Annotated in this window: 15 protein-coding genes and 1 rRNA gene; 9 read left to right on the top strand and 7 right to left on the bottom strand. The window is 56.0% G+C overall.

Going from position 1 to position 22177, the window contains the following annotated elements; translation table 11 throughout:
- The first annotated feature begins 2 nt into the window (after nt 1–2).
- The 6 genes from K6123_RS06920 to K6123_RS06895 are packed head-to-tail and all read left to right on the top strand — an operon-like array spanning nt 3 to nt 10264.
- On the top strand, nt 3–6668 hold the full coding sequence (locus K6123_RS06920; RefSeq protein ID WP_221795678.1) for a two-partner secretion domain-containing protein: 6666 nt from the start codon (nt 3–5) through the stop codon (nt 6666–6668).
- Nucleotides 6665–7003, top strand: a complete 339-nt coding sequence (locus K6123_RS06915) for a hypothetical protein (protein WP_221795676.1) — start codon at nt 6665–6667, stop codon at nt 7001–7003. The genes K6123_RS06920 and K6123_RS06915 overlap by 4 nt, the downstream gene beginning before the upstream one ends.
- A complete protein-coding gene (locus K6123_RS06910; protein ID WP_221795672.1) occupies nt 7000–8682 on the top strand; it encodes a ShlB/FhaC/HecB family hemolysin secretion/activation protein in 1683 nt (560 codons plus the stop codon). The genes K6123_RS06915 and K6123_RS06910 overlap by 4 nt, the downstream gene beginning before the upstream one ends.
- A gap of 14 nt (nt 8683–8696) precedes the next feature.
- Nucleotides 8697–9125, top strand: a complete 429-nt coding sequence (gene exbB, locus K6123_RS06905; protein WP_221795669.1) for a TonB-system energizer ExbB — start codon at nt 8697–8699, stop codon at nt 9123–9125.
- Complete coding sequence (locus tag K6123_RS06900) at nt 9118–9498, top strand: ExbD/TolR family protein (RefSeq protein WP_221795666.1); 381 nt, start codon at nt 9118–9120, stop codon at nt 9496–9498. Before exbB ends, K6123_RS06900 begins: the two co-directional genes overlap by 8 nt.
- A gap of 1 nt (nt 9499) precedes the next feature.
- Nucleotides 9500–10264 (top strand): TonB family protein, encoded by a 765-nt coding sequence (locus K6123_RS06895; RefSeq protein WP_221795663.1) that lies wholly within the window; start codon nt 9500–9502, stop codon nt 10262–10264.
- A gap of 446 nt (nt 10265–10710) precedes the next feature.
- Here K6123_RS06895 and K6123_RS06890 read toward each other — a convergent pair whose 3' ends face one another.
- Nucleotides 10711–11502: an IclR family transcriptional regulator gene (locus tag K6123_RS06890; RefSeq protein ID WP_221795660.1), complete on the bottom strand. Its 792-nt coding sequence runs from the start codon at nt 11500–11502 to the stop codon at nt 10711–10713.
- 314 nt (nt 11503–11816) lie between these two features.
- Here K6123_RS06890 and K6123_RS06885 point away from each other — a divergent pair, with 314 nt between their 5' ends.
- Nucleotides 11817–12845, top strand: a complete 1029-nt coding sequence (locus K6123_RS06885; protein WP_221795657.1) for a porin — start codon at nt 11817–11819, stop codon at nt 12843–12845.
- A gap of 227 nt (nt 12846–13072) precedes the next feature.
- Here the strand turns inward: K6123_RS06885 and K6123_RS06880 are convergent, their stop codons facing one another.
- From K6123_RS06880 to argS, 3 genes are all read right to left on the bottom strand, one after another.
- Nucleotides 13073–13948, bottom strand: coding sequence for an alpha/beta fold hydrolase (locus tag K6123_RS06880; RefSeq protein ID WP_221795654.1), 876 nt, complete (start codon nt 13946–13948; stop codon nt 13073–13075).
- Nucleotides 13949–13996: 48 nt separating this feature from the next.
- Nucleotides 13997–14566, bottom strand: coding sequence for an SPOR domain-containing protein (locus K6123_RS06875; protein ID WP_221795651.1), 570 nt, complete (start codon nt 14564–14566; stop codon nt 13997–13999).
- A gap of 61 nt (nt 14567–14627) precedes the next feature.
- A complete protein-coding gene (gene argS, locus K6123_RS06870; protein WP_221795649.1) occupies nt 14628–16313 on the bottom strand; it encodes an arginine--tRNA ligase in 1686 nt (561 codons plus the stop codon).
- A gap of 784 nt (nt 16314–17097) precedes the next feature.
- Between argS and ilvD the strand changes: the two genes are divergently transcribed.
- Both ilvD and K6123_RS06860 read left to right on the top strand, forming a co-directional pair.
- Nucleotides 17098–18933 (top strand): dihydroxy-acid dehydratase, encoded by a 1836-nt coding sequence (gene ilvD / locus K6123_RS06865; RefSeq protein ID WP_221795647.1) that lies wholly within the window; start codon nt 17098–17100, stop codon nt 18931–18933.
- 101 nt (nt 18934–19034) lie between these two features.
- A complete protein-coding gene (locus K6123_RS06860) occupies nt 19035–20108 on the top strand; it encodes a hypothetical protein (protein ID WP_221795645.1) in 1074 nt (357 codons plus the stop codon).
- 31 nt (nt 20109–20139) lie between these two features.
- Here K6123_RS06860 and modF read toward each other — a convergent pair whose 3' ends face one another.
- The 3 genes from modF to rrf form a co-directional block, all read right to left on the bottom strand.
- Nucleotides 20140–21579, bottom strand: coding sequence for a molybdate ABC transporter ATP-binding protein ModF (gene modF / locus K6123_RS06855; RefSeq protein ID WP_221795642.1), 1440 nt, complete (start codon nt 21577–21579; stop codon nt 20140–20142).
- A 16-nt stretch (nt 21580–21595) separates the two neighbouring features.
- Nucleotides 21596–21940 (bottom strand): histidine triad nucleotide-binding protein, encoded by a 345-nt coding sequence (locus tag K6123_RS06850; RefSeq protein WP_221795639.1) that lies wholly within the window; start codon nt 21938–21940, stop codon nt 21596–21598.
- 134 nt (nt 21941–22074) lie between these two features.
- A 5S ribosomal RNA gene (rrf, locus tag K6123_RS06845) occupies nt 22075–22177 on the bottom strand; the annotation flags it as partial.

Raw genomic sequence — 22177 nt, 5'->3', positions numbered from 1 at the left:
GTATGAACCGATGTTATCGCACGGTCTTTAACCCCAGCGTGGGTGAGTATCAGGCAACCTCTGAACTCAGTCGCAGTCGCAGCCGTGGTGTCACGGTCCGTTCCCTTTCCCGTTCTGCCATGCGCAGCGGTTTGTCCGCCTGTTGCCTGCTGGGCAGTCTGCCCGCTCTGGCAACGGATTTACCAACCGGCGCCGAGGTCGTGTCTGGCGAGGCCAGCATCAGCACCAGTGGTACTGAAATGGCCATTAACCAGAGCAGCGACAGCCTGATCACCAACTGGCAAACCTTCGACATTGGTGAAGGCTACAGTGTGGTGTTTATTCAGCCGTCGTCGGATTCAGTTGCCCTGAACCGGGTCATCACCAGTGATGCTTCCGAGATTTACGGCAGCCTCAGTGCCAACGGCAAAGTCTTTCTGATCAACAGCAGCGGCATCCTGTTTGGTGAAAACGCATCGGTGGATACCGCCGGTCTGGTGGCCTCCACCCTGGACATCAACGATGACGACTTTCTGGCAGGTAATTACCAGTTCAGTGGTGACGGCGATAATGCCGCGGTGGTCAATAATGGCAGTCTCAACAGTGCCGGGGGTGCCATTGCCCTGCTTGGCGGCAGCGTCACCAACAACGGTGTCATCAGTGCCCGACTGGGTACGGTAGCTCTCGCGGCGGGGAACGTCATTACGCTGGATTTCGCTGGTGATGGTCTGCTTTCTGTGGCGATTGACGAAGCCACCCTCGGCGCTCTGGTTGCCAACCACCAGCTGATTCAGGCCGATGGCGGCCAGGTCATTCTGACCGCCAGCGCCGCCGACAGCCTGTTACAGACAGTGGTGAATAACGACGGCATCATTCAGGCCGCCAGCCTGGAAGACCACAACGGCACCATAGTGCTCAGCGGCGGTGATGGTGCTGTTGAGGTGTCCGGTACTCTTGATACCTCAGCAGCCTATTCTTCAGCAGACGGCGAACAAGCCAGCAGCGGCGGCACCATCCAGATCAGCGGCAGTAGCATCAGCCTCACATCAGCCACGCTGGATGTGTCAGGCACCACCGGCGGTGGCAGCATTGAAATCGGCGCTGGTTATCAGGGCAGCGACTACCAGTCCACCGGTCTGACTGACAGCAGCAGCCTCACCAAAGCCACCAGCATCAGCATTGACGACGACAGCAGCCTGCTGGCCAATGCTGGCAGCAGCGGCGACGGTGGCACCATTGTGGTGTACGCCGAACAAGACACCCAGGTAGGTGGCCAGTATTCCGCCACCGGTGGCAGCATCTCCGGCGACGGAGGTCTGATTGAAACCAGCGCCAGCAGCCTCAGCGTCGCCAGTGCCATCAGCATAGACACCACTGCTGCGAACGGGGCAACCGGCACCTGGTTACTCGACCCGGATGGCTTTACCGTCGGTGACGACGGCGATATGACCGCAGCGGCCCTGACCAGCGCCCTGCAAACCAGCAATGTCACCATTCAATCGACCGATGGCAGTGGCGACGACGGTGATATCACCATTGCCGACGATGTCAGCTGGAGCAGTAACACCCTGACCCTGACTGCCACCCATAACATCAACGTCAATGCCGTGATGACCGCCAGCGACAACGCCGGGCTGGTCGCCAATTACGGCACTGGCACCGACGAGGACGGCGTTCTCTACGGCCTGTATACCCAACAGGGAGGCAATAGCAGCTTTACTGGCCAGATCAACCTGGACGAAACCGTCAGCGTGGTGATGAACGGCAACAGCTATACTGTGATTACCGACGCCAGCCAGCTGGCCGATATTGCCAGCGACGGTTACTACGTACTGGGCGCAGACCTGGGTGATGGCTTTGATGACCAGACCATTAGCAGTTTTGCCGGTGTCTTGAACGGCTTTGGCCATACCTTCAGTTATAGCAACGACTATGACAACAGCGGCATTGCCAGCGGCCTGTTCGGCACACTGGAAAGCAGCGCCCTGGTCTCCAACCTGATTCTGACCCTTGGCTATATCTATGGTCAGGGCAGCGGCTCAGCCAGTGCTGTTGGTTCACTGGCCAATATCAACTACGGCAGCATTATCAACGTCGGTAGCGGAGTCGGCGTGAAAGATACCCTGGCCGATGACGAGGGTAACTCCAGCATTGGTGGCCTGGTCGGCATCAACTACGGCTTGCTGGCCAACAGCTATACCTACGCAGGAAGTCTCGACATCGTCAATATCGGTGGCGGCCTGGTGGGCACCAATGAAACCAGCGGTGTCATTGTTAACAGCTCCACGCGCTACAACAGTGCTACCGTCGTTGCCGATGCGGCCACAGTGACCTACCTGGGCGGGCTGGTCGGGGTTAACAACGGTACGATCAGTAAAAGCTATTCAACCTTACTGGTCAGTACCGGTTCCAGTAGATATGACGAAGAGGATTTTCCTGACCTGATTGCCGGTGGCTTTGTTGGCCAGAATAACGGCACCATCGACCAGTCGTATGCATACCATGACACTGAAACGGGTACCGGCAGTATGGCCATTAGCCTAAGCACGGTCGGTGGTTTTGTTGGCGAAAATACCGGTACCATCACCAATGCCTACGCCTACGATATGCTCGACGGCAATAAAGCTCATGCTGCCGGTTTTGCCTACATTAACAGCGGCACCATTGAAAACAGTTATGCCCGCTTTACCAGTAACGCCTCTTCTGCAAAGACCGTATATGGCTTTGTTGCCTACAACACAGGCACCATCAGCAACAGCTACTGGACCCATAATGAGGGTGGTACGGCGGTGGACTCTGTCGACGACGATGGCTCTGAAGACTACGTCGATCTCACCACAGAGCTGAGTGCTGAAGAAGCTTCCGATCTTTCCAGCTATGTCGGTTTTGATTCGGATATCTGGAGCAGTGCTGGCAGCGGCTTCCCCATGCTGGCCGCTCTGAATGCGGTTTATGTATCCAACTCACTCAGTAGCTACACAACGCTGGACTACGGCGAAGATGCCTATAGCTCAGGGAGTCTCCTCATTTATGGCCTGCAGGCAGGCGACACATCTGCCGATGTGCTGTCTATTGACGAAGATGCCCTGTCCTGGGGGTATCTGGATGCCGGTGACTACAATGCCAGCGATGTGACGGTGAGCAGTGTTGATGGCTACAACGTCATGGGTACGTTCACCGTCACCCCGGCCACCATCAACCTCAGCTACAACAACTACACCACCTACGCCGCCAAGGAATACGACGGCACCACGGATGTGGATCTTGACGGCAACAGCAGCTTTACCGGGCTGGTCGGCGACCAGACCCTTACCATCAGCTACGATGCCTCATACGACTCCGCCGATGTCGCCTGGAGCGATGGTTACGTCACCAGCCAGACCATTACGGTAGATAACATCAGCGTCAGCGATGGCGAAAACGGTGGCAAGGCCTCCAATTACGTGCTGTCAGCCGACAGCTACACCGCCAGTGCGGTGATCTCCCAACGGGTGGTCGACAGCTCGGAACTCAGCAGCAGCGCCAGTGACAAGACCTACGACGGCACCACCACTGCCGACGTGACTCTGAGTACCACCGACAGTCTCGCTGCCGATGCCCTTGCCAGTGGTGAACTGAGCCTGGAGTACGACAGTGCCGACTTCGACAGCGCCGACGCCGGCGATGATCAGACCGTCACCGTCAGCGGTATCAGCCTGGCTGGCGACAGTGCTGGCAACTATGTACTGGCCTCCGACAGCAGTACTACGGAAGCCAGCATCACCCCGCTGGTATTAACCGTGTATGGCAGCACCACAGATACCGAGCTCACCAGCACGACGATCAGCGCCGACGAGTTGAGCCTCTCGGGTGTATTGGAAGGCGATACTGTCAACCTCAGCGGCAGCGCCACCCTGCTGTCGAGTGACGAAGGCAGCAACGAGCTGGACATCAGCAATCTGACTATTGATAACGCCAACTACACCCTGGCAGGCGCCGACACCAACTTTGTTATTTCAGAAGCCTTGCGGGTCGCCATCTCCAGCAGTGATGGCGTCACCCTGGACGATGATGTCAACACCACCAGCATCACCACCACCGAATCCAGCAGCTGGATCAACTGGCAGGTCTTCTCGATTGACGCAGGCGAAACCGTCACCATCACCCAGCCAGATGGCAGTTCGGTACTGCTCAACCGGGTGGTTGGCGATGCCGCCAGTATTATTGACGGCACCCTGCTGTCTAATGGCCGGGTATTCATTCTTAACTCCAATGGCGTGCTGTTCAGCAGTAGCTCCTACGTCGACGTGGCCGCCCTGGTCGCCAGCACACTCAGTCTCAGCAACGACGAGCTGATGGACGGTGACGGCCAGTTCGTTTTCAGCGTCGGCAGCAGTGAAACCGGCTCAATCGTCAGCGAAGGCGATATCGTTATTGCCGATGGTGGGTTTGTGGCGCTGCTCAGCAGCCAGGGCGTCAGCCAGACCGGCAATATCAGCGCCACCAATGGCAGTGTGGTGCTGGCCGCGACTTCCGGACTGACGCTGACCACAGATGACACCGGGCTGACCGATTACCAGTTGGACGACGTCAGTGGTGCCCTCACCTTCGGTGGCAGCGCCAGCATCAGCAATGGTCTGCTGGAAACCGCCGGTGAAACCCTCAACCTCGACAGCCTGACGCTGATCGACGACAGCGCAGCGGCGACCTGGTCCGTCTCTGTGCCTGCCATCAGCATTGGCGACAGCGGCCTGTTCAGCGCAGACGAAGTAGCAGCCCAACTGGCCGTACGCAACCTGCTGCTCAATGCCATGGACGGCGGCATCACCATCAGTGATGACATCAGCTGGAGCAGCGATAGCACTCTTGGACTGGCCAGCACAGACACCCTGGACATCAATGCCCGCCTGAACGCCAGCGGCGCCAATGCCGGATTGATTATCGAGGGCGATTACGCCATTAACAGTGAGCATCTGGACTACAACGCCGACACCACAGGCTATGCCGACGCCGGCATTACCCTCAGTGGCGCCAATGCCAGCCTCACTATCGACGGTAACGATTATGTACTGCTGCACGACATGGACGATATTGAAGCCATCAATGACGCTGGCGGCAGCGGTTATTACGCCATCGCCAATGATATTGACGCCAGTGCCTACAGCTATACCGAAGCGGTCGTCACCACCTTTACCGGCGTATTGGCCGGGTTGGGCAATACCATTGCCAACCTGACGGTTAATACTGGTCATGAAAACTACGCGGCTCTGATTGGTCAGGCCACCGACGCGGTTTTCCGCGACCTGATCATGGAAGCTGTCGATATTGCCGGTTACCGGTATCTCGGTGCACTGCTGGGATATGGCAGCAACATCACCCTGGAAAATATCCATGTCAGCGGATCAGTCATCGGTAATATCGACAACTCCATTACCAGTGGACTGGAAAGAAATGGCTATGTTGGGGGCATCGCCGGAGCCATCGACCTGGGCACCGCAAACAACGTGTCATCCTCAGCTACGGTCACCTCAAACTACTCTGATAGCGCCAATGCGGACTTTACAAACACTGGAAGCCATACCGGAGGGCTGATCGGCGAAGCGGCAGGGCTTACCCTGACCAATGCCTACAACACTGGCGACGTTACCAGCCACTCCTCAGTGGGCGGTCTGGTCGGTTCACTTATCAGTTATACCGCCTCCGATGGCACCGTGGTGGACTCGGTTGTGGAATACGCCTGGAACACCGGCACCATCAGCGGTGACGACGTCTACCTGGAAGATGGTACTGCGGGAAATATTTCCTACTATGTTGGCGGCCTGTTTGGCAGTGTGACCAACGCCACGATCAGCCACGTCTGGAGCAGCGGCGATGTCTATGGCGGCGGCTATACCGGCGGTCTGATCGGCGCGGCAACCGACAGTGATATCACTGACGCCTCCGCCAGCGGCGACATCTACGCCTACAACGTCGAAAACGACCATTTCTACCAGACCAGTATTGGCGGCCTGATTGGCGATATGTCGGGTGGCAGTGTCTCGGATTCCAGTGCCAGCGGGGATGTTTATGCCGATTCAACTGATGACCCTTATTACACCTACATGAGTGTCGGAGTCGGCGGCCTGGTCGGCACCCTCGAAGACGGCACCATCAGCAACTCCAGCGCCACCGGTAACGTCACTGGCGGCAGTATGGTCGGCGGCCTGGTCGGCGAGAACACAGGCGGCAGCATCAGCGACTCCAGTGCCAGTGGTAATGTTAACGGCAGCGCTGCCGTGGGAGGCCTGGTCGGTCACGACGAAGAAGGCAGCTACACCAACTCCACGTCCAGTGGCGAAGTCTCCTATCTCCTTGAGCCGCAATCGGCCGTTGATAACTCGGAAGACAGCATCACCGATGAGGAGGATGGGAATTCTGACGACTCGGATACCAACAACGGCAACACCTCTACCTCTGCCACCACAGCGGCCCGCGCTGCGGCAGATGCCAGCCAGCAAGACCTGCCTGAAACCGAATCCACTGCCGACCGCTTTGACGGCGACTCCAGCGACGATCTGGCATTAATTGCCGCCCGCGAAGGCAGCGGTGATCAGGACGACGGCAGCTACAGCGCGGATGTTCACGAAATCGAAATTGATGGCGTGATCTATCAACTCAGCGAAGACAACTGTGATCCAGCCACCGAAAACTGCCAGGGAGAAGACCAGTGAGCATACTGAAACCAAGCCGTATTAGTCCGCCAGCTGGCCTGCTCATGCTACTCAGGGCAGCACTGCTGCCGTCGGCTCTGACACTGCTGGCGGGGTCCGCAGTGGCTGAGCCTGAGCCGTCAGAGATCCAGCACCAGAGCGGCCTCAGTGCCGCCCACCAGCTGCAGGCAATTGAAATGGAAATAGCCCAACAACAGCTGCTGCAACCCTTGACGGACCGGGTGACCTTCCACCAGCAGAATGAACCCGATCCACTGTTTGAAATACAGCAAGGCGGTATTGCCATGCCTGCTGACTGTAGCCATTCACCGTGTCTGGCGGAGGACCGTCCATGAAACGATTACCTTGTAGTTCTGGTCGATTGCCCGCGCTCATGCAGCTGCTGTTATTACCACTCGGAGCCCTGTCACTGACGGCGCAGGCCCAGACAGCCCCGGATGGTGATCAGATATTGCGGGAAATCCAGCCCCAGGCCGAGTTACCCGCACCACGCGAACTCGATCTGACCCTGCCCGCCAGCGGCGATTCAGCAGCGCGACCGTCCGGCGGCACCACGCTGCTGGTGAAAGGCTTTCGTTTGGTCGATAACCAGGTGTTTTCAGACGCCGAGTTACAGCCATTGCTGGCCGATTTGGCCGACAGTCAGATGAGCCTCGGCGAACTGGAAGGTGCTGCCGCCCGTATTACCCATTATTACCGTGACCAGGGGTACCCGCTGACCCGGGTGATCATTCCCGCCCAGACCATTGAGAACGGAGTGGTGACCATGCAGGTACTGGAAGGCCGTCTGGGCAAACTGCAGGTGACCAACAATACCCGCCTGCGCAGTATTGGCCAGGCACCGCTAGACCTGCTGCAAACGGGTGAGGCCATTCGCTCCGACGCACTGGAACGCGCGTTATTGCTGACCAATGAACGCGCTGGCGTCACCAGCCAGGCAGTACTGAGCCCCGGCGACAGTACTGGCCTGACAGATTTGCTGGTTACCCTGCAACCCGAACCAACCCTGCAAGGCAAGCTGATACTGGATAACGGCGGCAACCGTTTCACCGGCAGCAACCGTGCGATGGCCATGCTGAAGGTTAATAACCTGCTGGGGCTGGGCGAACGCTTCGACGTCAACCTGATCGGCAGTAACGGTGACCAGCAGTACTACTATGGCGGCGTTGATCTGCCGGTCGGGCGCTGGGGCACCAGTATCGGCGGCAGCTACTCCTGGCTGCGCTACCAGCTGGGCGAGGACTTTTCCTACCTCGACAGCTATGGCAACGCCCGTTCCGGGCAGCTGTTTATCCGCCAGCCACTGATCGCCCGGCGCGATCTGTGGCTCGACGTCAAGCTCGACCGTCAATGGCGCCGCCTGCATGACATGATTGATCTGGTGGGCACAGAAAGTAAAAACCGCTACCGGGTAAACACCCTGACACTGGAAGGCAACAACCGTGACTCCTGGTTCGGCGGCGGCATGAATGCCTTTGCGCTCAGCTGGGGCCACGGCAGCTTCAACATGCTCAGCACCGAAGACCAGAACAGCGACAAGCTGGGTGCCCAGGCCATCGGTGGTTTTAACACCGTTCGGCCAACCGTGGTGCGACTGCAACGACTGGACGACCGTTTCAGCCTGTATGCCCGTTTCAGTGGCCAATGGGCAAACACCAACCTTGGCGGCGGTGAAAAATTCAGCCTCGGAGGCAGCGGTGGTGTGCGCGCCTATCCACAAGGCGAAGCCCAGGGTGACCTCGGCTGGCTGACCAACGCCGAGTTGCGCTATGGCCTCAATGACTATGTGCAACTCAGCGCCCTGTTCGACTACGGCGCCGTGACCGTCAACAAGGATCGCTGGGACGACAGTGATAACAGCCGTCATCTGTCATCACTGGGGGTAGCTGCAGCCGTGCGTTATGCCGATTTCACGATCAACCTCAGTTCGTCATGGAAAGCCGGTTCTGAACAACCGGAAAGCGACAAGGATAAATCCCCTCGAATCTGGGCCCAGGCAAGCTGGACCTTCTGAACCGGAGCAAGCGTATGAATATGGATGTGTTGGCAGGTGTGATCGACTATGGCGTGATTGTGTTTCTGGTGCTGCTCAGCGTACTGGTCGTCGCTGTCGGGCTGGAACGCCTCATTCGTTATCGGCAGTTGAAGATTGCCGATTTCAGCGACCTCAAAAGTCTCGAACTGGCCTTGTCTGACAAGCTGATTCTGATTTCCACGGTGGCCGCCAATGCCCCCTATATCGGCTTGCTGGGAACGGTACTGGGCATCATGCTGACCTTTTACCGAATGGGCATGGACGCCAACATCGATACTCTCAAGATCATGGTGGGACTGGCACTGGCGCTAAAAGCCACTGCCGCCGGGCTGGTGGTGGCGCTGGTCGCTGTCGTGCTCTACAACCTGCTGATGCGACGCGCCAAGGTGTTGATGCTGAAATGGGAGATTGCCAATGGATGACAAGTCATTCGAGAGCATGAACATGATCCCCTTCATCGACATCATGCTGGTGCTGCTGACGATTGTGCTGATGACCTCCAGTTTCATCGTCAGCGGCAAGATTCCACTCAATCTGCCCAGTGCCAGTAACACCGACAAGGACCGCGAACAGCAACGGATGCTGGAACTGGATGCCAGCGGCCAGTTGTATTTGGACAGCCTGCCGGTGCAGGTACCTGAGCTGGACGCGGCACTCAGCGGTACGGATCGCCAGACCCCGTTTTTGCTGCGGGCCGACAAGAGCATTGCGCTGCAGCAGTTTGTTGATGTGATGGATGCACTCAAAACCCTTGGCTTCACTCGTGTTGCCATTCAAACGGAAGCAGGAGGCTGAGATGAGTCGCCGCCCATTTACCCTTTGGCACGGGGCTTTGGCCTCGCTGTCATTGCACGCTCTGGTCGCCATGCCCTGGTGGCTGAATCTGCAGGCTGAAGAGTCCAAAGATGAGCAAAAACAGTTGCTGGTGATCGAGCTGGATGGCCTGGAAAGCCTGATACAGCAACAACAGCAGCAACTGGGTGCCAAGCCGGAGGTCAGCCAGCAGGCCAGCGAAGCCAATCCAACACCGCCGCCGGTCGCTGCCACACCAGCGGTGGTGGCCGAGGCCGAGCCGGTAACAGAAGCACCATTGCAAGCCGAAAGCCCGGTCAAGGTCGAGCAAAAACCACCCGAACCCAAACCGGTGCCACCGACCCAGCCACAGCTGGCGCAGGCGGCACCGACCCAACAACAACCGGAACAACAGCCCACCGATGCAGGCCAGAAACAGCAACAAGTGGAGCAGGCTTTGAAACAGCCGGAACTTTCAAAGTCGGCACTGCAGCGTTATCTGGCCCTGTTGAAACAGTCGATTCAGGGCAATCTGGAGTATCCCGAAGATGCCCGCCGCTATCGCCAGACCGGTACGCCGGTGGTCAGTTTCCGTTTGCAGGACAACGGTCAGCTGGAACCAGGCAGCCTGCATCTGGCCCGCAGCAGTGGTTTTCCCCAGCTCGATCAACGGGCGCTGGCAGCAGCCAATGCCAGTGCGCCATTTGATCGTCCCCCCAAAGGCATGCAGGTCGCCATTGCGATTTCGTTTGCCCGCTCTGAGCGCTGATCACTAATCACAGATCGTCAGGGCTCAGCCGACACCGACTGACCAATCCCGGCAGCCATGCGGGATTGGTTAGCCCGGTGTCAGACCAAACACCTGCCCAAACGCTTACACAAAAGCTGCCTAACAGTCGCTCTACAAGCATATGATTCACATAAAAAACATCGTTTCTTTTTTGAATCAAGCAGTTCCAATGCCAATTTCCCGTTTATCGTTCACCATCAACCCGGACTCTGCCGAATCAATATCGGTAAGAGAAGAAATAAGTCTTTATATTCAACAGGATAGGGAATTTCAGTAAGACCAGCCGGGACCAATGAAACACAGCAGCCAGCGTTTGAACAACTCTGGCGTTTGTCTCTGCTGCACCCGACTGACACAGATCCAGCCGCTGAAACCAGATTTGTGCACGACTTCAGGGCCGCTGGCAAAGCGACCCTGAACGATCGTTAGTAACCGCGAGCGCGGGTATATCCCAACAGACGGGAGAGTTCCTCAGCGCTGGTTCTGACCTTGCTGACCATGGGTGACAGCTGTTCGTCATCGATGTGGCTGGAAGGAATGGTCGCGCCCAAAGCAGCAACGATTTTGCCAGTGCCATCACGCACCGGTGCAGCTATGGTGGAAATACTGGATTCGTAGAAACCTTCACTGAGCGCATAACCGCGTTTGAGATCCTGCTGCACCATGTCATGCAGGCTTTCGACGGTTTGCGGGGTATTCGAGGAATAGCCTTCCAGCTGGTTTTCCGGATACAGCTCACGCAGTTCGGACAGACTCAGATCTTCCAGCAGAATACGCCCCAGTACGGTGGCGTGGGCTGGCAAGCGGGTGCCGACCGTTACCGTGCTGGCCAGAATGCCTGGCGGCGTGACCTTGGCGACGTAGACAATCGAACGCTCGTCCCGTACCACCAGGTTGCAGCTGTAACCGATTTCCTGGCTCAGACGATTCAGCACCGGCTGGCCCAGTTCGGTCAGCTCCAGCGACGCCAGATATTCAAAGCCCAGCCGCAGCACCGACATGCCAAGTTTGTATTCGTTACCGTGACGGGTCACAAAGCCCATGATTTCCAGCGTCGCCAGCAGACGGAAAACCGTGGTGCGTGGCAGCTCCATCCGTTTTGCCAGTTCCGGTGCTGTCAGGGCCGCGTTGTGGCGGTTGAATTCCAGCAACAGCTTCAGACCCCGTTCAAGGCCCGGAACCACATAGCGTTCCAGACCTTCGGATTTTTCACTCATCAGTTCACTCCATTTGCTCCGTTCGCGGTGCTGGTCCGTTAGCCACCTGAACACTTGCCCGGCAAATTCGCACAGGGACAGGAAGATTGTCAAACCGTCTCTCGACGCGGCGACCAGCGGCCATAAATCGCCAAGGACAATTTTGACCAAAAGCGGCTTCCCGGCGACCTCACCTCTTACTCATGTATCAATGTCAACAATTTCAGTCGTTCAGCAATTGACGTTGAGAGCATACACACTTAGCTTAATTTTAAATACAAAACGTCGTTTCTTATTTGAAACAACTTATAACCAGCACCCGAGGTACTCTGCTTATGAAACAGGCACTCACCGCTTTGACTGGCGCATGTGTTCTGACTCTCTCTGCGCAAGCTATGGCAGCCGGTTCACCCACCGTTTACGGCACCATCAGCGGCCGCATGGTGAACTACTCTGATACCGATTTTATCGGTAACGATGTAGATGCAACACCAACCCTGTACGAAGGAATTATCGGGGTTAAAGGTCTGCATGTGCTGAAAAACGGCATGAAGCTGGCCTACAACTTCGAAGCCGACTTCGCGCCACTGGCAGAAGCGGATAACACCTACAGCAAGTACTACGGTGCCACCTCGACCGAAGATCCGATTTTCATTCGCGCCGCCGGTGCTGCGTTGATCACCAAATACGGTCTGTTTGCGTTTGGTGATGCCATGTCTGGCGTGTATTCCGAATTCTACGCACCGGTTGACGTGTTTGAAATCAACACCCAGGACAGCACTCCGACTGGCGCGCCTAACGGTTCCCGTATGTGGACCCAGACCAAATGGTCGAAAGACGGTCTGGTGTACAAAACCCCGGTCTGGAACAACATGTTTGTGAAGATGGTGTACGCCTCTGTGGATAACCAGTCTGGCGAAGCAGACGACCTGAAAATCATCCACGCGGTCTACAACGACAAGAAGTTCATGTTTGGTGTGAACCTGTCAACCTACGACAAGAGCCTGACTTCCGGCGCGGCCAATGGCGAAGACGATCGTAAGCGCTGGGTGGTAGCGTCTCACTACAACTGGGAAAGCTTCCACCTCGCGGGCGTTTACGAGAAAAACATCGCTCTGGGCGGCGCCGGTGCTGACTTCGACGTCAAGGCCGTTACCGGTACTTACATCCACGATGCCCTGAGCATGTCGGTGTCCTGGCAGAACCGTGAAGAACCAAGCGCTGGTGTACTGACCAAAGACACCGCCAAGCTGGCGCAGGTGAAATACCAGGTTGATGACAATCTGTCGGTGTGGGCTGAAATGGGTAAATACACCGAGTCGGACAACGACAACTTCGGCGCAGGCGTGAAAGTTTCGTTCTGAGTTTGATTCTGACTGAACCTGAGTTGCCTGATCCAAGCAGGCAGTTCCGATGAGCAGGATGCTCATTACCTTGCCGCCGACCACTTCCTCCCGGTCATATGGCGGCATGGCTTGTATTACGGGGGTAATACAAGCCGCTGGCTACTCCGTTGGCCAGCACCTTCATCTTTGCGCGTGCTCGCCAGTCGTCCGGCACGCGCCTTTTTATTTCCCTCGCTGGCGCTGAACTATTCCTTACCGAGTAAAAACTGCCGGATCGCTCGAATCTGATCACGCGCCATCAAGGCCGGAGCATGGCCAATACCGGCAAATTCCACCAGCGTTACATTCGACTGCCGCGCCATTGCCTGCGCCGTTTCCGGCAACAACAGATCGGAGTCCTTGCCACGAATCAACAGGGTATCAACCTTGACAGCCTGCCAGATGCCAGACAGATCCACATCGGTCATCGGCACCCCAGCGAAAGCATCAGAAATCGCCGGATCATAACGCAGCCGCCATTTGCCATTATGTTCGGTGGCGCCGTAGCGAGCCAGGTGCTGCCACTGCTCATCGGTCAGCGGACCAAAGGTTGCAGCAACCTCACGCAGATAGTCTTCCACCTGCTGCTGGCTGGTAAAGTCAGTCGACTTGCCGACGTAGCTGGCCAGTCGATCCAGTGATGCCTTGGGAATAAAGAAGCCCACGTCGTTCATTACCAGTTTACGCAGCGGACAAATCGGCTGCGCCGCCAGCATCATGCCGATCAGACCTCCCATGGAGGTGCCGACCCAGTCGAATTCACTGACCTTGTGTTTCAACATCAGTTGCTGCAGCAACTGGTGCATTTGGCCAACGTAGAGTGGATAACCATAGTTGGCAGGGTTCTTCAGCCATTGGCTGTCGCCACGGCCAGCCACGTCAGGACAGACGACCTGATAGCCATCGGTCAAGGCTTGCGCCAGGGGATCGAAATCACGGGCGTTGCGGGTCAGACCATGGACACACACCAGCACGGGAGCATTGGCCCGGCTGTCGCGGTTGGGCCAATAAAGATAACTGCCCGTACGCGGGCCTTCGGCGGTCTGGTATTGGTAGGAAAGCGTTTGAGCCTGCTGGGTCACGAGTCACCTCCTTGATAGTGATTCCTGATACTGCCAGCAGGTCGGGGATTACTTCTTGGTGGCGTCCGCTTGCGGCAGGGGGCGTTTAAGGGTCAGTGGACTAATGTTATTACTGACCAGAATATCCATCGCCTTGTTCAGTTTCGAACGATTGGTGAAAGGGCCAACATACACCCGGTGCCAGGTGCTGTCATTCACTGTTGAACCTTCCTGATAGGCATTCAGGCCCAGCAATAACAGGTTGGCGCGCATCTGGTCAGCATCACTGGCGTTACGGAACGCACCAGCCTGGAGAACATATTGATAGTTGACCTCGGCATCCTTGGGGGTCGAGACGTAGGCATCGACTTTTGGCGCTTCAACCTTCTGCTCTTCCAGCAACCGATAGAAATCGTAGGCCGGTTTGGCTTCTTCTGGCAGGCTGGCAGAGGCTTTTTCCTTCACCGTTGCCTTGGCGCGATCAATTCCCTGTTGCAGTACCGAACGGGCATCACCCTTCACCGCAGCCAGTTCGTCGCTGGACGGCAAGGTGCTCAGATAGATCACAAAGCCTACAAAGGCCAGTGCCAGTGCCGGGGTTGTAATCCAGACCCATCCGGGGACTCGACTGTCAGACATTTTCTATTCCTGCGAACAAGTGACGGTGCGACAGTGTGCCGTCGCACCGTGACAATCGGATTTACATTTCTTCCGGCGCGCTGACACCCAGCAGGTACAGACCGTTAGCCAGTACCTGACGGACAGCTTCCGCCAGTGTCAGGCGGGCATTACGCAGGGCTTCGTCTTCAACCAGGGTTTTCTCGGAGTTGTAGTAGGTGTGGAAATCTGCGGCCAGATCTTTCAGATAGTTGGCGACCTGATGCGGTTCATTGGCTGCACCGGCAGACGTCACGACCTCCGGGAAACGCCCCAGCTTCACAATCAGTTCTTTTTCGGAATCCAGTTCCAGCTTGTCGAGCGAAGCCAAACCGGTTTCCTTGTCCCAGCTCCAGCCAGCTTCCGTCAGTTTGCGGAAAATCGAGCAAACCCGCGCGTGGGCGTACTGGATGTAATAAACCGGGTTGTCGGAAGACTGTTCACGAGCCAGATCGATATCAAAGGTCAGCTGACCGTCCGCTTTACGAGCCGCCAGGAAATAACGGGTGGCATCACGGCCCACTTCATCAATCAGGTCACGCAGGGTCACGTAGCTGCCGGCACGCTTGGAAATTTTCACTTCTTCACCACCACGCATCACGGTCACCATCTGGTGCAGCACGTAATCCGGCCAGCCTTGTGGAATACCGGTATTCAGCGCCTGCAAACCAGCACGAACACGGGTGATGGTGGAGTGGTGATCCGCACCCTGCTCGTTCACTACGCGGGAGAAACCACGCTGCCACTTGTTCAGGTGGTAAGCGACGTCTGGCACAAAGTAGGTGTAGCCACCGTCTTTTTTGCGCATCACGCGGTCTTTGTCATCCCCGAAGTCGGTGGTACGCAGCCACAGGGCGCCGCCGTCTTCGTAGGTGTAACCGTTCTGGATCAGGGTCTGAACCGCTTCTTCTACCTTGCCTTCGGTATACAAGGAGGATTCAAGGAAATAAACATCGAAGTCGACACCAAAGGCCTTGAGGTCGAGATCCTGTTCACGACGCAGGTAAGCCACCGCAAAGTGACGGATAGCGTCGAGATCATCGGCGTCTTTGGCACCGGTAAAAGACTGGTCTTCGGACTCTACGGTATCGCCGTTCATATAGCTGTTGGCCAGATCGACGATGTATTCACCACGGTAGCCATCTTCTGGCCAGCTGGCGTCATCCGGAGTCAGGCCCTTGCAACGAGCCTGTACTGACAGCGCCAGATTATTAATCTGGGCACCAGCATCGTTGTAGTAGAACTCACGGGTAACATCCCAGCCATTGGCTTCCAGCAGACGACAGATACAGTCGCCAACAGCAGCACCACGGCCGTGACCAATGTGCAGCGGGCCAGTCGGGTTGGCCGATACGAACTCAACCTGCACCTTCTTGCCTTCACCAGAGTTGTTGCGACCGTATTGGTCCGCACCGTCCAGTACGGCTTTTACCAGATTGGCCGTAGACGCCTGGCTCAGGAAGAAGTTGATAAAACCAGGACCGGCAATCTCGACCTTTGCCACCAGACCGTTAGCCGGGATGGCGTTGACCAGCAGCTGAGCCAGTTCGCGCGGATTCTTGCCCGCCGGTTTGGCCAGCATCATGGCAAGGTTGGTGGCCAGGTCGCCGTGCGCCTTGTCGCGGGTATTTTCGATCTGAATACGGGGTTCGAAGTCAGCAGGAAGCACTTCATCCTGTTTCAGTTGAACAATGGCGGCAGACAACAACTCGGCGATTTGCGGTTTCATAAGCAGGGAATCAGACTGGTATTGAGAGAAAGGGGCCGAAGTATCTCAAATTCGGCAGTCGGGGTGAAGAATAGCAGCCGATATTGGCCACTGCAGGACCTTGTTCCCAATCCGGTTGCCGGGCCGTTTGGATACCGAACGGGCGCCCCGCTTATGCTGACCGGAAAATTCACTCGCATCCCCAAGATTATTTTTTGAGCAGAAAAATCCGCTTATACACGCGCTATCCTGATCTCATCCATAAGTTATTCACAGATCTGTTCTGTTTCCACTGGTGGTTATCCACAAAATGAATAGCCGCCCATGTTGTTATCAGTGTGTTTAATATCTGATCATCGTTGGTCAAGTTACGGCCAACTGATGAAAAAACACACAAACATCTTCGGCCAACACAATGATTTAAAAGCCTTTTAGCATGCAGGTTGAACAATCCAGGCCAAACTTGTTTTGATCATTTTTCAATCAATCGGCAAGCCACAGAGCTGCAATCAGGGCTGCACGCGGTTGCCCCAAAGTTATCCCGAATTTTATCCACAGAAACACTGGATAAGTCGTTGCGCCAGACTGGTTAATAAAGCAACAAGCTGTCGCAACATCACACTGTGAAGACTTCCGGCTTTTGTTAGAATATTGGCCCTTTTGGCGCGAGGTCCCCGCCTGATGGCATTCTGACAGCGATATAAAGCCTGCCAGATCCAGCAATCACGGACCCAACAACCGGCTGTCGGAGCACCTTGTTGCGACAGTTGCCTGCAACCAGATAAAACGCAGTAAGAGAGACAGCATGCCTGAGTATCGCTCCAAGACCTCCACCGGCGGTCGTAACATGGCTGGCGCCCGCGCACTGTGGCGCGCCACTGGTATGACCGATGAAGACTTTCACAAGCCGATCATCGCCATTGCCAACTCCTTTACCCAATTTGTGCCTGGCCACGTTCACCTGAAAGATCTGGGTCAGCTGGTTGCCCGTGAAATTGAAGCCGCCGGTGGTGTTGCCAAGGAATTCAATACCATCGCCGTCGACGATGGCATCGCCATGGGTCACGACGGTATGCTGTACAGCCTGCCTTCCCGTGAAATCATCGCCGACTCGGTCGAGTACATGGTCAATGCTCACTGCGCCGACGCGCTGGTGTGTATTTCCAACTGTGACAAGATCACCCCGGGAATGCTGATGGCTGCCCTGCGCCTGAATATTCCGGTGGTGTTTGTTTCCGGTGGCCCGATGGAAGCAGGCAAGACCAAGCTGTCCGAACACAAGCTCGACCTGGTTGATGCCATGGTGATCGCCGCTGACGACAAGGCTACCGATGAGCAGGTTGCCGAATACGAGCGCAGCGCTTGCCCGACCTGTGGTTCCTGTTCCGGCATGTTCACCGCCAACTCAATGAACTGTCTGACCGAAGCCATCGGCCTGTCACTGCCAGGTAACGGTACTGTGGTTGCGACGCATGCCGACCGTGAACAGCTGTTCCTGAAAGCTGCCCGTCTGATCGTTGAAAACGCCAAGCGTTATTACGAAGACGGAGACGAATCAGTACTGCCACGCTCTATCGCCGGTTTTGAAGCGTTTGAAAACGCCATCACGCTGGACATCGCCATGGGTGGTTCCACCAACACCATCCTGCACTTGCTGGCCGCGGCTCAGGAAGCGGAAGTCGATTTCGATCTGAAAGACATCGACCGTATGTCCCGCACCATTCCACAGCTGTGCAAGGTGGCTCCGAACACTCCGAAATACCATATTGAAGACGTTCACCGCGCCGGTGGCATCATGGGTATTCTGGGCGAGCTGGATCGTGCCGGTCTGCTGCACAGCAACCTGCCAACCGTTCACAGCAAAACCCTGAAAGATGCCCTCGACCAGTGGGACATCATGCTTAGCCCGTCTGAAACCGTGCTGGAATTCTTCAAGGCAGGCCCTGCCGGTATTCCAACCCAGATCGCTTTCAGCCAGAGCACGCGTTGGCCAACCCTCGACGGCGACCGCGAAAACGGCTGTATCCGCTCCTACGAGCACGCGTTCTCCAAGGAAGGTGGTCTGGCAGTACTGTACGGCAACATCGCTGAAGATGGCTGTGTGGTAAAAACTGCTGGTGTGGACGAGTCCATTCTGGTGTTTGAAGGTAAGGCGAAGATTTTTGAATCCCAGGACAGCGCCGTTAAAGGCATCCTGGCAGACGAAGTTCAGGCTGGCGACGTCGTGATCATTCGCTACGAAGGACCGAAAGGTGGCCCGGGCATGCAGGAAATGCTGTACCCAACTTCCTACCTGAAATCCAAAGGCCTGGGCAAAGCCTGTGCGCTGCTGACTGACGGTCGCTTCTCTGGCGGTACCTCCGGCCTGTCTATCGGCCACTGTTCTCCAGAAGCGGCTTCCGGCGGTGCCATCGGCCTGCTGAAAGACGGAGATCCGATCAGGATCGATATTCCAAACCGCAGCATTGATGTACTGCTCGACGATGCCGAACTGGTACAACGTCGTGCTGAACAGGATGCCAAGGGCTGGAAACCCGCAGAAGATCGTCCTCGTAAAGTCACCACAGCCCTGAAAGCCTACGCCAAGTTCGCTACCAGTGCTGACAAGGGTGCTGTTCGTGACAAATCATTACTCGATTAATCCCTGATCGAGAACCTGTCACACCATGGTCAGTCTTATAGTAAGACTGACCTGAACCACTGCGGCAGCCTCCCTCGCTGCCGTAGAAGGAAGCGAACTCCATGAAATACCCGGTTAATCGAGTTCTGGCTGCGCTGATGCTGGCTGGCTTGTTGTCTGTTTCCGGCTGCGCGACCAAACACATCGCCAATGAGGCCAGCCTGGAAAATCAAGCTGCAATCAAGGCAGGACAACTCACCGGCGACACCCAGAGCGCGCTCGACAAGGCCGAAGAAGCCATCAACAAGGGTAAGAGCGAGAACTTTGCCTTACTGACACCGTTGCACTGGCAGCAGATGAATGACGCCATCAAGCTCGCCCGCAAGGATGACCTCGAAGGTAATGCGGATAAATCCGTCTCAGCTTCTGCCCGGGTACTGGCTCTTTATGACAGCGCCACTATTACTCGTGTACGGGTTGCAAAACTGCTGCAGGCTGCGCTGGCACGCAAAACCGAGCTGGAAGAGATCAAGGCCGACAAGGTACTGCCAAAAGACTTTCGCGATATTCGCGACCAGATTACCGACCTAGCCCGTCAAATTGAAGCGGGCAAGGACGATGCCATCAATGATGATGTTGAAGACGTCCTGGCCGATATGACCGATCTCGAACGTGACACCATGCTTGAGATCCATTGGCGTCCTGCCGCCCAAACACTGACCAAGGCCAGAAAGGAAAATGTTGACGACTTCGCGCCCCAGACATTCCGTCAGGCCGAAGAATTAACAGACCAGGCTGAAGACACTATTCGCGAATACTTCCAGGATCGCCAGCTCTGTGCCGAAACAGGATTACAGGCGCTCAGAGCCGCCCAGCACGCCTTGTACATTGGCCGGGAAGCGGAAGCGATCGTCAATATGAAAGTCGATGATGCCGAGCAGGCCGCCCTGCGTTTTGAAGGCTACCTGCATCAATTGGCAGCAGCGCTGGAAGTCGGCGACTTGCGCAATATGGCCTTTATGGATCAAACCCTGGCATTGGTCCAGAAAGCCAAAGAGCAGACTGCCCGTATTCGTCAGCCGCTGGAAAAACAGATCGAAGCACTGGAAGTTCAGATCAACCAGTTAAAAGCCGAAATCGCCGCCAGCAAGACAACCAGCACACCGGCAGCGCTGGATGATGAAACTGCCCGCTAGCCTATGGCCGACGGGCAGGCCCTGTTAGCACTTACGCCACCGGAGTAATCATACGAATCCGGCTGTGGCCGGTTGCATCCGGTTCAAACTGCAGGCGGTGAGCGAACTCTGTTGGTATCTCATCCGCATGGTGCGTCACGTACAACATCGTCATACGCTGCTGCGATACCAGCCGATTGATAAACGCCAGCACCATATGACGACTGATGTCATCCAACCCCTGACAGGGCTCATCGAGAATCAGCAACGCCGGTTGTTTGATCAAGGCGCGGCCAATCAGCACCAGACGCTGCTCGCCATAGGATAGATGCTTGAGGCTCTTGTTCGCCTTGTCACGCAAGCCAAGAATATCCAGCCACTGTAACGCCAGCTTCTTGTCAGCATCACCAACCGACTTGTACAGCCCGATGCTGTCATGCAGACCGGAAATCAGCGCACTGATCACATTGGTTGACGCCCGGTATTGCCATTGCAGCGATGCCGACACAATGCCGATGTGCTTCTTGATATCCCAGATGCTTTCACCCGATCCCCGCTGGATACCAAACAGCCGCAGGTTATTGCGATAACACTGAGGGTTATCCCCCGTCAGCATCTGCAGCAAACTGGTCTTGCCACACCCGTTAGGCCCTTGTACCGCCCAGTGCTGACCCGGTTGAATCTGCCAGTCCAAGCCTTCAAACAGGATGCGTTCGTCGTAACGGATACTGCCATCCAGCAGTCGAACCAGTGGCTCACCATTATCCAGCTGCAAGGGAGTCGCCGGAGGTGCTGGTAACTCAGGTAGTTCCTGATCAAATTCAATCAAGGCAGCAACTTCCGGCATGGCCAGTACAGTGGCCTTATCGCCCTGTGCAATCAGTTCAGCGTTATGCACAAAAGCCACATGAGTGATCCAGTCAGGTAGTTCATCAAGTCGATTCGCGACCCAGACAATCCGTTGGCGCTTGGCTGCCAACTGGTCGAGCCAGTCACGGACGTACACCCGACTGGCGGCGTCCAAACCCTCATAGGGTTCGTCCAGCACCAATACGTCATGAGTTTTACGCAAGCGATTAACCCACAATACCTTGCGACTTTCACCGGTCGACAGCGAGCTGAAACCTTGATCCAATAAGTGACGAATGCCAAGACCGTCAATCAGATCAGCAATTCCTTCAAGCGGCGCAATCAGATCGCGAATCAAGGTGCCTTTATAAGCCATGTCCGTGATGTCGCTTTCGTCAATCTTGCGCTCGTGCTCAATCATTTCTGCCTGCGCCTCCAGCGAGACGTAGGCAACATCATGAGTACTGGCCGTAACAGACCCATGGCTCAGCTTGAGATTGCCTCCCAGCAAGGCCGACAGCGCCGTTTTGCCACTGCCATTGGTACCAGTAATCGCCCAGAACTGATCTTCATTCAATTGCCAGTCATTAACGACCAGGTAGCGGCCGTCATTCAGCTTGGCTCTGATGGATTCAAACTTCATAGCTTACCCTTCCAGCTCAACCTGGAGGCCAATTCAGTGGGCGGCCACCGATGACGTGCATATGTAAATGGAAGACAGACTGGCCAGCATCAGCACCATTGTTGATAACCAGGCGGAATTTGTCCCCGAGTCCTTCAGACTCTGCCACCTGATTGGCAACCAGTAACATATGGCCGAGCAGCTGCTTGTCTTCAACCGTGGAATCACAGAGACGGGGAATCGGTTTACGTGGAATGATCAGAATATGGGTTGGTGCGGCGGGATATAAATCTCGAAAAGCCAACACCTGATCGTCTTCATAAACGATATTGGCATTGGCTTCACCACGGGCAATCTTGCCGAAAATAGTATCTTCAGACATGGCTTTCTCCTGATTAGCGGATACACGATAAATCAAAGATCCGGGCAGGCCAATGCCAGTTTTCTACAGCAGCTTTAAAACCCCGCAACGAAAAAAGCCCCATCAGCGTAAGCTGACGGGGCTTCTGTTTAAGAGCTTGACGATGACCTACTCTCACATGGGGAGACCCCACACTACCATCGGCGATGCTGCGTTTCACTTCTGAGTTCGGAAAGGATTCAGGTGGTTCCACAGCTC

The sequence above is a fragment of the Oceanobacter mangrovi genome (assembly GCF_019740315.1).
GTDB classification, from domain to species: Bacteria; Pseudomonadota; Gammaproteobacteria; order Pseudomonadales; family Oceanobacteraceae; genus Oceanobacter; species Oceanobacter mangrovi.
Note: the sequence above shows the minus strand (reverse complement) of the source record. Positions and strands in the feature narration are given on the sequence as shown.

Coding starts and splice junctions, on each gene's coding strand:
- K6123_RS06885 (WP_221795657.1), top strand. CDS start 11,817: ATGAAACAGGCACTCACCGCTTTGACTGGCGCATGTGTTCTGACTCTC.
- exbB (WP_221795669.1), top strand. CDS start 8,697: ATGAATATGGATGTGTTGGCAGGTGTGATCGACTATGGCGTGATTGTG.
- K6123_RS06890 (WP_221795660.1), bottom strand. CDS start 11,502: ATGAGTGAAAAATCCGAAGGTCTGGAACGCTATGTGGTTCCGGGCCTT.
- K6123_RS06895 (WP_221795663.1), top strand. CDS start 9,500: ATGAGTCGCCGCCCATTTACCCTTTGGCACGGGGCTTTGGCCTCGCTG.
- argS (WP_221795649.1), bottom strand. CDS start 16,313: ATGAAACCGCAAATCGCCGAGTTGTTGTCTGCCGCCATTGTTCAACTG.
- K6123_RS06850 (WP_221795639.1), bottom strand. CDS start 21,940: ATGTCTGAAGATACTATTTTCGGCAAGATTGCCCGTGGTGAAGCCAAT.
- K6123_RS06875 (WP_221795651.1), bottom strand. CDS start 14,566: ATGTCTGACAGTCGAGTCCCCGGATGGGTCTGGATTACAACCCCGGCA.
- K6123_RS06860 (WP_221795645.1), top strand. CDS start 19,035: ATGAAATACCCGGTTAATCGAGTTCTGGCTGCGCTGATGCTGGCTGGC.
- modF (WP_221795642.1), bottom strand. CDS start 21,579: ATGAAGTTTGAATCCATCAGAGCCAAGCTGAATGACGGCCGCTACCTG.
- K6123_RS06920 (WP_221795678.1), top strand. CDS start 3: ATGAACCGATGTTATCGCACGGTCTTTAACCCCAGCGTGGGTGAGTAT.
- ilvD (WP_221795647.1), top strand. CDS start 17,098: ATGCCTGAGTATCGCTCCAAGACCTCCACCGGCGGTCGTAACATGGCT.
- K6123_RS06900 (WP_221795666.1), top strand. CDS start 9,118: ATGGATGACAAGTCATTCGAGAGCATGAACATGATCCCCTTCATCGAC.
- K6123_RS06910 (WP_221795672.1), top strand. CDS start 7,000: ATGAAACGATTACCTTGTAGTTCTGGTCGATTGCCCGCGCTCATGCAG.